The 14,255-nt window shown below is 31.4% G+C and carries 10 protein-coding genes and 2 pseudogenes; 4 read left to right on the forward strand and 8 right to left on the reverse strand.

What is annotated here, in order from left to right:
* Positions 1-157: 157 nt before the first annotated feature.
* From tagH to D9782_RS01625, 6 genes and pseudogenes are all read right to left on the reverse strand, one after another.
* Positions 158-973 carry a teichoic acids export ABC transporter ATP-binding subunit TagH gene (gene tagH, locus D9782_RS01600; RefSeq protein ID WP_121605790.1) on the reverse strand — a complete coding sequence of 272 codons (816 nt, stop codon included), beginning with the start codon at positions 971-973 and terminating at the stop codon, positions 158-160.
* Between the two features lie 15 nt (positions 974-988).
* Positions 989-1,816: an ABC transporter permease gene (locus tag D9782_RS01605; protein ID WP_121603900.1), complete on the reverse strand. Its 828-nt coding sequence runs from the start codon at positions 1,814-1,816 to the stop codon at positions 989-991.
* Between the two features lie 106 nt (positions 1,817-1,922).
* Positions 1,923-3,107, reverse strand: a pseudogene (locus D9782_RS01610) (CDP-glycerol glycerophosphotransferase family protein); the annotation flags it as partial.
* 105 nt (positions 3,108-3,212) lie between these two features.
* The gene (locus D9782_RS01615) at positions 3,213-6,518 is read right to left on the reverse strand and encodes a CDP-glycerol glycerophosphotransferase family protein (RefSeq protein ID WP_121603902.1); all 3,306 of its coding nucleotides are present in this window, start codon (positions 6,516-6,518) and stop codon (positions 3,213-3,215) included.
* A 277-nt stretch (positions 6,519-6,795) separates the two neighbouring features.
* Entirely contained in the window at positions 6,796-7,017 is a 222-nt protein-coding gene (locus D9782_RS01620; protein WP_121603903.1) for an IS3 family transposase, read from the reverse strand.
* 32 nt (positions 7,018-7,049) lie between these two features.
* On the reverse strand, positions 7,050-7,646 hold the full coding sequence (locus D9782_RS01625; protein ID WP_121603904.1) for an IS3 family transposase: 597 nt from the start codon (positions 7,644-7,646) through the stop codon (positions 7,050-7,052).
* A gap of 223 nt (positions 7,647-7,869) precedes the next feature.
* Here D9782_RS01625 and D9782_RS23915 point away from each other — a divergent pair, with 223 nt between their 5' ends.
* The 4 genes and pseudogenes from D9782_RS23915 to D9782_RS01640 form a co-directional block, all read left to right on the forward strand.
* Positions 7,870-7,965, forward strand: a complete 96-nt coding sequence (locus D9782_RS23915) for a hypothetical protein (protein WP_371414004.1) — start codon at positions 7,870-7,872, stop codon at positions 7,963-7,965.
* A 116-nt stretch (positions 7,966-8,081) separates the two neighbouring features.
* Positions 8,082-8,177, forward strand: a complete 96-nt coding sequence (locus D9782_RS23920; protein ID WP_371413983.1) for a hypothetical protein — start codon at positions 8,082-8,084, stop codon at positions 8,175-8,177.
* Positions 8,178-8,485: 308 nt separating this feature from the next.
* Positions 8,486-9,850 (forward strand): IS21 family transposase, encoded by a 1,365-nt coding sequence (gene istA, locus D9782_RS01635; RefSeq protein ID WP_240455788.1) that lies wholly within the window; start codon positions 8,486-8,488, stop codon positions 9,848-9,850.
* Positions 9,795-10,226: pseudogene (locus D9782_RS01640) on the forward strand (ATP-binding protein); the annotation flags it as partial. The gene istA and the pseudogene D9782_RS01640, both read left to right, overlap by 56 nt.
* A 396-nt stretch (positions 10,227-10,622) precedes the next feature.
* Here the strand turns inward: D9782_RS01640 and D9782_RS01650 are convergent.
* Positions 10,623-13,541: an N-acetylglucosaminidase gene (locus D9782_RS01650; RefSeq protein WP_121603907.1), complete on the reverse strand. Its 2,919-nt coding sequence runs from the start codon at positions 13,539-13,541 to the stop codon at positions 10,623-10,625.
* Positions 13,520-14,209 (reverse strand): hypothetical protein, encoded by a 690-nt coding sequence (locus tag D9782_RS01655; protein ID WP_121603908.1) that lies wholly within the window; start codon positions 14,207-14,209, stop codon positions 13,520-13,522. Before D9782_RS01655 ends, D9782_RS01650 begins: the two co-directional genes overlap by 22 nt.
* Positions 14,210-14,255 lie beyond the last annotated feature (46 nt).

Raw genomic sequence — 14,255 nt, forward strand, 5'->3', positions numbered from 1 at the left:
GATAACAAGATAAAGCTAAATTGCTTCATGGCTCCCCTCCTCATTAATAAACAAAAAACACTTTATAATTAAATTATAAATTAAATTCTAAAAATTTACACTAAATTTACAAACTTATTTAAAAAAATAAAAGAGGAAATTTTTCCTCTTTTATCTATTAATTATTCTGTCTATCTAACAGAAGTGCTTCTTGCTGCCTCTTAAATGCTTCTTCTCGATATGATTTTCGCTCTTTTTTTGACATTTTTTTAAATTCCTTTAGAAACTTTTCATACTTAGGAATTACTTCTTCAACTGTACCAAAGTCTTTTACCATTCCGTATTCTAACCAAAGAATTTTCTCACAGAACTGTTTCATTTGCCCTATGGAATGACTAACAAAAATCATTGTCTTCCCTTTTTCTTTAAATTCTTTCATCTTATTCAAACTTTTTTCAGCAAAAGCCTTATCTCCAACAGATAATGCCTCATCTATAATTAAGATATCTGGGTTAATATTAACAGAAATAGCAAAGCCAAGCCTAGACTTCATCCCACTTGAATATGATTTAACAGGTTGATCAATAAACTTCTCCAACTCTGCGAATTCAATAATCTCAGGTTCTAGTCCCCTTATTTCTTCTTTAGTAAACCCTAACATAAGCAACTTCAATTCAATATTATCTCTACCTGTAAGATCATTTTTCAAGCCAGCAGCAACTGCAATTAATGCAGCCTGACCATTGATTTCTACACTTCCTTTTGTCTCAGGGACAATACCTGCTATAATATTAGATAATGTAGATTTACCAGAACCATTAATTCCTACAAACCCTACAATATCCCCTTTTTCAGCTTCAAAATTAACGTCAGTAAGCGCATAAAAATCTTCACCATAACTTTTTGGGGTAATTAAATCTAATAGCCGTTCTTTTGTACCGTTATATAATTTATATTTCTTTGAAATATTTTTGGCGATAATCGCTTTTTTCATTGTCATCACAAGCCTTTATAAGTAATCAATAAAATGTCGACGGAATTTTACATGGAGCATAGATCCGAATAGGAACAATACAATAACAATTCCCCAGAACACTAAAGTATACTCCCATTGAGTTATAAAATACCATTCCGTACCAAATAAAGCAGCTCGATATCCCTCGATGAGATAATAAAGTGGATTTAATTTTAAAATAGTTAATACCTCTGCAAACTCATCTCCTACCATACTGAGTGGCCACAAGACACCCGATATATAAAGAAACATTCGAAGTACTGAATTAAGCAACATATGAACATCTCTAATAATTGTTGATAGTGTCGACGTTATTAAGGATAGAGCAAATATTAAAGCGATTGCTGCAAAGATATAATAAATCAATTGCAGATAATATATTGAAGCGTAATATCCAATAAAGTTTAATAAGATAATTGATATTCCGAGCATGACAAGGTGAACATAAAACTGCGAAAAAATTACATACCCAGGAATAATACTCATAGGAAAGTTCATTTTAGATAACATCTTCAATCGCGAGTAGATAGATTTCGATCCCTGTATTGTTCCCTGATAAAAAAAGATCCAAAGAAAGAACGCCGCTAATAGCCAGCTAAAAAAGTCAACCTCTTGTCCATCGCTTAAGGGGACATCTTCTCTACTTCTAAGTGTTGTAAATACAAACCAATAAATAACAATTTGAATAGCTGGATTTAATATTTCCCAAAGAATGCCTAAATAGTTATTTTTATTCTTACTCTTTAGTTCATAAATGGAAAGCCTTCTAAGCAAATAAAAATGATCTATTTGTTCTTTAATAACTTTAAGTGCAGATTTCATACGTATATCCTTTCAAGTATCAATATACCATCGTCTTTTTTACGTTATTAAATTATACAAGTAAAAATTATAAAACACAATGAAAATCAAAAACCTGTTTAAAAAGTTATCCTTTAAAAACTTTCTCTATTACACGTTTACTAGCTTCGCCATCTTCTAGATAACAAAATTTTTGATAGAATTCTTCAGTTGTAGCAGATGGTATAAAGCCATTTTCTTCAAGTTGAGATATTTCTTTAATAATTTCTTCCGTTGTTTTTACCAAAGGTCCTGGTGCTTTCAGTTCAAAATCAAAGTAAAACCCCCGTAAATTATCGCGGTATTCTTCTATATCATATACATAAAACAACATAGGTCTTTTTAAGTTTGCATAGTCAAAAAAAACGGAAGAATAGTCGGTAATTAATAGATCAGCTATTAAATACAACTCTCTAATATCCTCATGTTTTGAGAAATCATAAATGAATCCTTCATATCCTTTTAAGTCCAATTTTTCAGCAACTAGATAGTGAAGTCTTAACAAAATAATATAATCTTTACTAAAACGTTTTTTTAATTGATCAAAGTCCATTTGTAAATCAAACTTATACCTTCCCTTTGCATAAAACTGGTTATCTCTCCATGTAGGTGCATATAAAATTATTTTCTTATCTAATGGTAAATTCGCTATTTCTTTTATATTATTAATACTTTCTTGGTTATTCGCATTAATCAAGAAGTCATTTCGAGGATAACCCGATTCTATAATTTCCCTATCAAATTGAAACGCTCGTTTAAATATTTCAGTAGAATATGCATTAGCCGATACTAAAAAGTCCCATTTACTCGATTCCTTAAGGAAATTCTCCTTGTATTTAGTTGTATTTGTACCAGGCATATGAACTTCTTCCATATCAGCTGCTAATCTTTTTAAGGGGGTACCATGCCATGTTTGTAAATACTTTGTATGCTTTGGTTTTGGTATCCACAATGGTAACCTACTATTCGAAACCCAAAACTCAGCTCTTGCCATCAAGTAAACCCATTTCAACGACATCCTTCTTACAGTTTTTATATTCTCTATTTGAAAAGCATCCTTATATCTTCTATCAAAAATCCAATACATTTTATAGTCTAAATCACTATCTAATAATCTCTCGTATATCGCTCTTGGATTATCACTATATTGTTTACCTAAAAAGCTTTCAAAGACTATTAAATTTTTTTTCACAGGAATCCTAGCTATTATAATAAATACTAACTTTAAAAACTTTTGTATAATTCTGGACAGCTTCTTTTTCATCTTTTTTACTCCTCAAAAGTTAATGCCTTTACTTGTTTATAAGTCTCTTTCTATTCATATTATAATTCATTTCTTAGTAAAAAGGCCTGTTTTAACAGACCTTTTTACTAAGAACTATTTAAAAATCCTATCAACTACTCTTTGAGCAGCTTTTCCGTCCTCTAATGAACAGAACTTTTTCTGAAATGATTTATAGTTATCCTTATGATTATAAATAACTTTATCTATGTTCAATACATTTTGTATAATTTCCTGAGTATTAAAGACAAAAGGACCAGGAGCTTCCTTTTCAAAATCTAAATAAAACCCTCTTAAATTATCTCTATATTTCTCTAGATCATAAGTGAAGAACAACATAGGCCTACCTGTATTGGCAAAATCAAACATGACTGATGAATAATCTGTAATTAAAATATCAGTCACTAATAATAATTCTTGAATGTCCGGATACTTAGACACATTTTTAACGAAATCTTTTAAATCTTCATCTATTTGCAGCTTATTGTTAATGACGACATGCATTCTTAATAAAACTATATATTCATTACCTAACTGTTCTTTCATTTTATACAAATCCATATTTATATTAAATAAGAATTTATTTTTGTTATTCGTTTGATCATCCCTAAATGTTGGAGCATACAATATTACTTTCTTATTATCAACATTAAGTCTATTTTTAACTTTATTAATTGTATCTTGTAAGCCGTCCTTATAAAAAATATCATTTCTAGGGTAGCCCACTTCTAAAATTTCATTATTATATTTAAACGCACTCTTAAAAGCTTTTGTAGCATATCTACTAGGAGAAATAAGATAATCCCAACTTTGAACTGCTTTTCCTATTCTTTCTAAGTAATCATCGCTTCTACCATGTATTTCCTCTAAATCAAACAACATTTTCTTTAATGGGGTACCATGCCATGTTTGTAGATAGGTAGTAGATTTCCTTTTCTTTATATACGAAGGGAAATTCTGATTATTAACCCAATAACCTGCTCTTATTAAATAATAATAATATAACGGGCTTAATCTTTTAATTTTTACAGTGTTTTGATCAACGAATCTGTAATTATTATTATAAACCCAGATTTTTTTATAACTAAGCTCTTGTTTTAATATCTCCTCATATATATTTTTAGGGCTATCTCCATATTGCTTACCCAGTCCGCTTTCAAAAAGAATTAAATTCTTATCAACTGGGATAATTTTCGTTCCCAGATTATAAAAAAGCTTCATGCTAGGAAAATAATATTTACTCTTACGATACTTTTTGAAGAGAGCATTTAAAAACATAGCAATTTTAGGATTGTCGCTTATATTTCTTTTAGCACTATATTTACTTATTACTTTATATATTCTTTCAGAAGATAATTTATCTTTGTACTTAATAAATTTATTAGCTTTCTGTTTATAAATATCTTTCACAACAAAATTATTTAATGCATATTCTTCAATTAAATTTAATAAATTATTTTCATTAAAACATATTTCACCTGGTAAATCGTTGTTTAAGTCCAAATGAGACGGCCTATTTCCAATAAATCTTTTTCGATCAAATTGATAATATATTATCGGTTTATCTAGAAAACTAAAATCAAAAGCAACGCTTGAATAATCGGTAATCATAAGTGCACTTTCTTTAATTAACTGTTGTACATCAACTTCACCTTGGTTTATTATTCTTACGTTTTTATCTTGAAAGTGCTTTCTGAATCTTTGCATGTTTGGGTGTAAGCAAAAAATAATTTCAAAATTATGTTCCCGCGAAATTTTATGCAAATCCTTATTATTAATTAAAGCTTTATAATTACAAAAATACTCGCTTTCCAGAAAATCATCATCAGTAATAATCCAATCTCTCCAAGTAGGGATAATTAATAATTGTCTTTTCACTGTACCTTTACCATCAAAAAGAGTATCAAATCTGGATAAACCCGTTACGAAAACATGTCTTGGATCATAATTAAAATCATTAACAATCATTTGCTTTTCAAAGTCAGAACTAACCATAAAAAAATCAGTATCAAAATTAGGAGCATTTTTCCCATAATTAGCTACCATATTTTTAGTGCCCATAATGCCATGCTGAAGAAAAACCTTATCAGCTTTTACCTTTTTCTTAAATGCATAGGTTCTTATAGGATATAGATAATCAGGATGGTGAGATGAAACAATTTTTTCCGCCATTATAGTCTTTAAAATATGTTCCTTAGACTTGTACAAAAGAACATTACCATATTTTTCCACGTTTTTCCTTTCGGGTGAATCTTTATCTATTACATAGTATACTCTTTTCTCTGGATAATTCTCTCTAATATGCTTAAAAAAAGCATAACCTGTGTCTTGAGCTTTATAAGTCCTTTCACCTATAATCCATGTTTTTTTGTTATATTTTACTTTTCTAATTAGCCAAGACCAACGCATTAATTTTCTCATATAATTAAATACATCTGTTGAATAATTGTAAACTTCAAATGACAAGTTTTCTTTTTTAAATGTATAGTATGGATTAACCACTATTGCCTTGTGCTTATGCTTAATATATAAATCCTTTAGAAATAATTTAGCTTTAAATGTTGGTCTCCCAATTCTAATGTACTTTTCTTCATGCATATCATGCATCGAAACTTTAAGAAACAGATCGTATATATCTTCTGTTATATCCTTTTTTTTAAACAATTCAGCTATATTGATTGTAGCTTTATAATAGTAACGATTTAAACCAAATCTATAAGTAACTTCCTCATTCCTATGAGTTAGTTTAAGGCCATTGATTTCCAACTTACTCCCAGTATTTCTACCTAATAGTAAAATACTTCCAGTGGTAATAATAGAATTTTTTGTGAAAAGTTTACCTTCTATATTTATACAACCATGACTTTTTTTAAACTTATCAATTTGAATTTTTGTAGGAGAGTATGGTTCTCCATTTACAATTAACGATAAATTCCCCTTTGTAGTCAGATAATTTATAACTGAATCACTGTTGTAATAGTAAAATGGTAATTTAACTATTTCAGTTAATGCAAATCTGCCACATCGTATTAAATATTCACATAATATTTCATTATCTTCATTAATTATTTTACAATTATCGTTTGTATACTTTTCTTTACTAACTTCAGATAATGGTGTACGTACCTTAAAATACCAATCATAGGAAACACCGGAAATTAAATAATTGTTTTTTATTATTTCATCAAGGTTCACCTCAAACTTAAACTCATGTGTCGGTTTAATCTCTACAATTTTAAAACTTTCATCAGTTTCTCTAGACACCAGCCATAATTCTTTTGCACAGTAACTATCTTTATTAAAAGCCCCTGTAATTACAAGTTTATTTTCCATTTGGATATAGCTTATATTTCTTTTTAATTTATTTATTTTTTTTTTCTTTGATGATGAAAATATATTCATTTAAATCCCCTGCATTCTAGTAGTTTTAATTAGTTTAACAAAAATTATAATGCATTATTCTACAAATTTCTTTGTACTACAAAAATTTTATTATAATTGTTAAAAGTTATTTATTTAAAATCTGAACTAATTCAGATCAAAATAATTAAATCTGTATATATTCTAACACGACGGAATGATATCAATAAAGAATTGTAGAAGAAGATATAAACTCAAACAGAATGATAAAAATAACCATAAATTATTTTATACAAATTTAATAAAATTAGAGTTTATATTATGTAGTTGCTTGGCTGAATTGATTGGGAGATTCAACTGAACTCAACCCTGCCAATTTAATCTTTGGATCGTGCATGGTTGAACGAGTAAATATATTCTTCAATCCGACTTTTAATTCTTCATAGCTTACTAATTTTTCACCATAATACATTTCTTGCTTTAAAATGCCAAAAAAATTCTTCGTAGGTGCATTATCTGCGCAAGTGACTTTGCGCGACATGCTTTGGAATATTTTATTTTCTTTTAGTGTCCTCACTTACTGATTGTGTTGGTAATGCCAGCCTTGATCGGAGTGGATCCAGTACAGTAGGCTACCCGACTCTTCAGTATCCCTATTAATTCTATTAAAGGGGGCATGACAAAATTTAATGTTGGGCCTTTTTTGATGTCATACGTAATAATTTCTCCGTTATAAAGGTCAAGAATCGGATTTAAGTATAACTTCTCTTCGCCTAGACATTTGAATTCCGTTATGTCTGTTACTAACTTTTGAAGTGGAATAGATGTGCTAAAACGGCGGGACAACCGATTTTTCGCTACCTTTCCAACTCTCCCATTATAAGAGTTGTATTTACGGGATTTCCGCATGAACTTCACACATTTTAATCCTAGTTCCTTCATTATGCACTTGGTGCAATGCCCAAATTTCTTTAAATCTTTTGTAATTCGTTTATAACCATAATGTTCATGAAAGGTTCTAAATAGTTTTGTGATGAGCTCTTTTAATTCTGTTTCTGTATCTTCTCTGTCATAGCGTTCCATATGATAATGATGGGTTGCTTCAGGAATCCCTACAGTAGGAAAAATATCTTTTAATCGGAATCCTTCTTCTTTGATTTCGAATGCCAATGCAGTTTGTGATTTTCGTAGAAGACATTCGGATTCCCCCGAAAAGCTTTTAGCTTTTTTAAGTATAACCTTAGTAGTTTCTTGTTACCTTGCTATAAGCTCTCTGACCCTACATAGCCAAAGGTTTTCTAAACCATTAAAATCAAATAGATAGTTTACTTAAAATACATCTAAAAATAATGTATCATATTCGGACTTCTTAATCACGTTATTATCACAAGAAATCGAACAGAGAGAAAAGACAGCTTTAGATATACGTCTTAAAAAAGCAAAGCTTTCCTACATCAAAAGCATTTATGACTTCGATTTTAGTTTTTAACATAGTATAGATGAACGAAGAATTAAAGAAATGTTATCCGGTAGATATATTCATAATGGATATAACATTTACTACTGGGGCCACTAGGGTTAAGAAAGACACATTTAGCCATTTATATGGCTTTCGAGGCTATTACAAACAGTCACCAAGTCCTTTTTATTAATGCCAATAATTTTATACCTGAGTGCCAGAAGGCAGAAAAACAAGGGTGAATCCAACGGATTATTAAAAAGGTATAGTCCCCCAGAACTACTAATTATTGATGAACTAGGTTATTTAGCTTCGATGAACTGAGCGCAAACACGCTTTTTCAAATCATATAAGAAGATATGATCATGGCGCAACGATTATTATTTCAAATAAATCGTATGTTGAATAGGGAAAGATCTTTGGAGATGGAGGATTAGCAACGGCCCCTGGATCGTTGTGACTGCTAAACTAAAGTAGACAGTTTCCGCTAGATTAGAAGAAACACTTATTTACCCAAATATACCAGTAAAATATATAGCTCTCCCATTGTATGATATTTAAGATTATACACACATCAATGGAGGGCGCAGAAAAGGTGGATAAGTGGGAAATGTATATGGAGATTCAACAGTTAATTAAGCAAGGATTTAGTAAATCGAAGGTGGCGGAAAAGTTGGGGGTATCAAGATCAACGGTGTATCGCAACCTGCAGAAGTCTCCTTCGGAGATGGCTGAATGGGTAGAAAGTATAAAAACGAGAGAGAAAAAGTTAGATCCTTACAAAGCGTTAATTTTATCCTGGCTGAGAGAACATCCTGATATGTCAGCAGCACAAGTGCAAGATTGGTTACAGGAAAGGTATGAATCACTGGAGATTGGCGAGAGCACGGTTCGTGCCTACGTTAGAGAATTACGTACTGAATATAGAATAGAGAAAGAGACTCTACCGCGGAATTATGAAGCTATTCCTGACCAGCCAATGGGAGAACAAATGCAGGTTGATTTTGGTCATACAAAACAAAGAACACCTGACAATCAAGAGGTGAAGCTGAGCTTTATCGCATTTGTTTTGTCTAACTCGAGATACAAATATAAAAAATGGTTAGACAGACCTTTCACTACCCAGGATGTGATGGAAGCACATGAAGATGCATTTCGGTGGTATGGCGGAATCCCAAGAGAAATCGTTTATGATCAGGATAATTTAATCGTGGTCAGTGAAAATGGCGGGGATCTTATCTTAACGAAAGAGTTTCAACATTATAAGGAAACCAGGCGTTTAAACCTTAGGGTTTGTAGAAAAGCTGACCCAGAAAGTAAAGGGAAAATTGAAAATGTGGTTGGCTTTATCAAGCATAACTTTGCGAGACATAGAGTGTTTCACAACATTGATTCCTGGAATGAACAGGGTTGGCAGTGGCTAAACCGAACAGGGAACTATAAAATCCATAACACAACAAAAAAAAGACCGGTCGAAGTGTTCTCCTTGGAAAAGCAACACTTAAGACCAGTCGCAGAAAAATTAACTATCAAAAACAATTATGAAAATAGTATAACAAGAAGCGTCCATAAGGACAATACAATTCGTTATTTGTCGAATCGGTATTCTCTTCCACTAGGAACATTCCATAAATATGATACCGTCGGTATCAAGGAAACGGAAGACAAACAACTATTCATCTATATTACCGATACAGGAGAATTGATTGCAAAACACACTATTCCTGAAAGAAAAGGCCAATTAGTGAAGGATAGAAGCCATTCGCGCGATCGGACAAAAGGCATCGATTCATTTATGGATACGGTTGCGAAAGGGTTTGAAGAGGTAGATTCCGCATACGACTATCTCAATATCATCCGGCAAAACCCACCTATCGATTGGGCTGGGCATGGAGGCTCTCAACCAAGGATATAAAGTGATTTTTACTACGATGGGTGATCTCATTCATGTATTAAAGACTGAAGAAATCACAAGGAAATCGAAAACGAGAATGAAGAGAATACGAGAAGCAGATCTAGTTATCATTGACGATTTAATGTTTATGGCAATGGACAAACAGGAAGCCAATATGTTTTTTCATTTGATCAATGATCTGTACAATCAAACATCGATTATATTAACGTCCAATAAAGGTCCTAAAGAATGGGGTGAATTATTAGGAGATCAGGCAATTACAACCGCGATTCTAGATCGTATATTGCATCGAGTGGAAATTATTCATTTAAATGAAGACAGTTGGCGAATGAAGCATCGAAAAACCATATTTGGGCAGCAAAGTGTTTCAAATTAATAAGCAGAAATTGTGTCATTTTACTTGACGGTCACAATCGTCTAATCCATCATTTCACTATCTTTAATATTAAAGCTGACTCTTATCATCTGATGGAAAAGAAAAAGGCTGGCAACAAGCCAGACAAAATTTCCGATAATAGGGAATTTGATTCCGTTGAAGGGAATTCTAAACCATTGTTGACAATTGGTGCAGAGCTCCCATATGATATTTTTTTCTCTAAGGAACGAAATGAAAGGTTTCCGTCTATATATACTCAGTGACAACCTTCACTTTAAATTCTTCACTATATTTAGCCACAAAAACACCCCCAGAAATTAGATCTTTCACTCTAACTTCTGGGGTCGGTACCGACTCGCTCGTCGGCTAAAGGTGTTTCATTTATTACCTTAAACACTATCTATAGGATGGTATATCTAAATGTAAAGAATAAGAACCAATTTGTTGATATAAATTATACATAGTTGTAATTTGCTTTGAAGCCCAACCAATATCCGTAGCATATTGATGTGTTGCTGATCCTGTATTATCCATAGCAAGAGGATTCCATCTCATTTTATATAAAGTATTTTGTCCGGAGGAAATATAATCTCGTCCAATAAATTTAGCGCCTCCTACAATGGCCTTATATGGAGTAGTCCACCCTTCTTCATAAGCCTTTTTAGCCCCACAATCAACCGGGCAACTGTCATATGCCCCGATTCCATACATATTATAGACCGTTTTCCCATTATACTTAACACCACTGGCAAGAGTAGAGGTACCATTACCCGTTTCTAAAATAGCATGAGATACTAGATAGACATCATTAATACTATTTATTATGCTTGCATCAATAAATGCCTGCCCTTGTCCGGCTAGTGTTCCTTTTCCCGATAAGAAATCATTTAGTACAGAAGCAGATATATCACTGGACCTTGATAGGTCTAAGAATTGAAATTTTTGAACATCATCATTAATAAAGTTATTCGGATCTAAATAATATCTAACATCTTCCTCCTTAGCGTTAACCCAATATAATCTATACCAGTCTCCAACTTTTTTTCTTATAGAAACTTTCTCCCCATAATTTAAAGTATCAACTATTGAATAATTAGTACCCGGACCACCTCTTACATTTAAAGTACTTGCGGTAACATAATAGTAATTACCTTTATTATTGTATTGTATATAATCACCATGTACATAATGCACATATTTATCTGTTTTTGGGGTAGCCTTCATTTGTATAGAGACAGCTTCGCTTAGTGTTAAATCATAATAAGAATAGTTTGCAGTATTTTTTTCTAAATGAGATTCATGTACCCAAACCGTCTCCCCTTGTAATTGCCCTTTATACCAAAGTTGACCTCCCACCTTATTTGTTAAAGTTACTTCTAGTATTTCGCCTTTCAAATTAATCATATCTTTTAAATCAAATACTATATTTTTACTTCCACCCCATGGTTTATTGTAAGCTATTCCTTTACCCTTTAAAGTTAATTTTTTCTTATTACTATCTACGCTTTGGTGACTGTATGACGTTAATTCATCCTGTTTGACCCATCCAATGGTTCCACTAGTACTACTTGGTAAATTACTAATTAAGTAATAAATTTCACCATTTATTTCACTTTGACGTTTAATGTAATATACACTATTTAAATACTTCTCTCCTGAATTAATAGCTGATGACTCGTCACCAAGCCTCTTATAAATCTTAGAAGAATCGCTCTTTAATTTCCCTAATTTACTTGTGCTGGTTCCAGTGGTACCAGTTACATGACTTGAGTGAATCCATACTGTTTTTCCATTAACTATTCCCCGATACCATATATTGTTGCCAACCTTTTGAGTCAAATTAACCTGAATACTATAGCCTTCCATAGCATTAATTTCAGTATTATTATAAATAATGTTTTCTTTTCCACCCCATGGACGATCATAGGCTAGACCTGTTCCTTTTAAATATAAATTCTTTGAATTATTATCAATTCCTTCATGAGTATATGAATTAACATCTTCTTTTTTTACCCAACCAATGGTTCCTTCTGTACTACTAGGTTTATTACTTAACAAATAGTAGATTTTGTTGTCTATTTGGCTTTTTCTTTTTATATAAAAAACCTTGTTGGTGTACGTACTTCCAGCATTGATTGTTGTTGTTTCATCACCTAACCCCTTATAGATCTTAGCGGTTTCACTTTTAATTTTCCCTAACCTACTTGTTGCACTACCAGTTATATTCATTAAATGGCTTGAATGAATCCATATACTATTACCTTTTAGATTGGCTCTATACCATATATTATCTCCTACTTTATTAGTCAAGTTAACAATTAGTCCATAGCCTTGCATATTTTTAAGAGCTTCAGAATCATAGATTACATTCTGACTGCCTCCCCATGGTTTGTTATAAGCAACACCTTTTCCGCTTAAGTAGAATATTTTAGAAATGTTATCTACATTTACATGGGTGTACGAAAGCATACTATCCTCTTTTACCCAACCAATTGTTCCTTTATGGCTACTTGGATAATTACTTATATTATAATATAGAATGCCATTTAAATTAATTTGCTGTTTAATATAAAAAACTTTATTTATATTTTCTGACCCTGCAGAACTAGCTGTTAACTCGTTACCTGGTGAAGAATAAATTTTCTCTTTATTACTCTTAATCTTCCCTAATTTACTTGTAGATTGAGGCGATTTTACATGATCCGAATGAATCCATACTGTTTTCCCTTCTAGTATCCCTCGATACCATAGGTTATTACCTACTTTTTGAGTCAAGTTAACTTGAAATATCATTCCTTGTCTCTTTTTTAAATCGTTTATATTATAAACTATGTTTTCTTTTCCACCCCACGGCCTATTATAGGCTATGCCTTTTCCCTTTAAATATAAAGTTTTTTCTTTGCTGTCTAATCCTTCATGAGTATAAGAGAGCAAATCATTTTTTCTAACCCATCCTATAGTTCCTGTAGAGTTGCTGGGTTGGTTACTAATTAAATAATATAGCTGACCGTTCAAATTAATAGATTCTTTTATGTAATACACCTTATTTATAAGTTCATTCCCAGCATAGTTATAATCTAGTTCATTACCCGGGGCAGAATAAACTTTTGCATCCACATCTTTAAATTTCCCTAATCTACTTATTTCACTAGATCTTGTTAGATGATTCGAATGAATCCATACTGTTTTTCCATTTAGTAACCCCTTATACCAAGTATTATTACCTACATTATTTGTTAAATTAACTTCGAATTTGTAACCATTTAGTTTATCTAGTTGAGAAGAATTATATACTACATCCTTACTTCCCCCCAAGGTTTATTATATGCAACCCCTCTCCCATTTAAGTAAAACACCTTTTTTTTAGAATCGACGCTTGTATGAGTATAAGTGGAAAGTTGATCTTTCCTTACCCACCCAATTACTCCATGAGTACTACTTGGTTGATTACTAATTAAATAATATACATCTTTATCAATATTCATTTGTTTTTTTATATAAAAGACTGTGTTCGTATAAGTATCGCCAGCTTTAAAATAATCTTCAGTTCCCTTTTCAGGATTATTATAGATTTTGGTATTAGACTTAATTATCTTGCCAAGTAGGCTTATATTTTTAGTATTTGTTATTTTAGTATCAAAATTATTAGTATCACTAATACTCTTGTTTTCGAGTTCACTAATAACATTATTTTCTTTAGGAACATTAATGCTATCATTATTCTCCACATCAGTATTATCATCACTAATAGAATCTTTAGCTTTTTGAGTTGTAGAACTATGTTCTTTATCCATCTCTAATTTAACTTCAGATTCCTCTTGCTCTAATTTAGGGTTAATAGATTCACCTTCATCATTAACTTGATTTACTGATGTGTCCCCCTCATTTTTTTCAAGATCATTATTTTCTACTGCTTCATCAGCTACTACACTATAAGGGTATAATAGGAATAATAATAATAACAAATTAATAATTTTCTTCATCTCAATCACCCTTTCAAAATTTGGATACTACTAAATTAAACTTTTA

The organism is Virgibacillus sp. Bac332 (assembly GCF_003667785.1).
Lineage (GTDB): Bacteria > Bacillota > Bacilli > Bacillales > Amphibacillaceae > Virgibacillus > Virgibacillus salarius.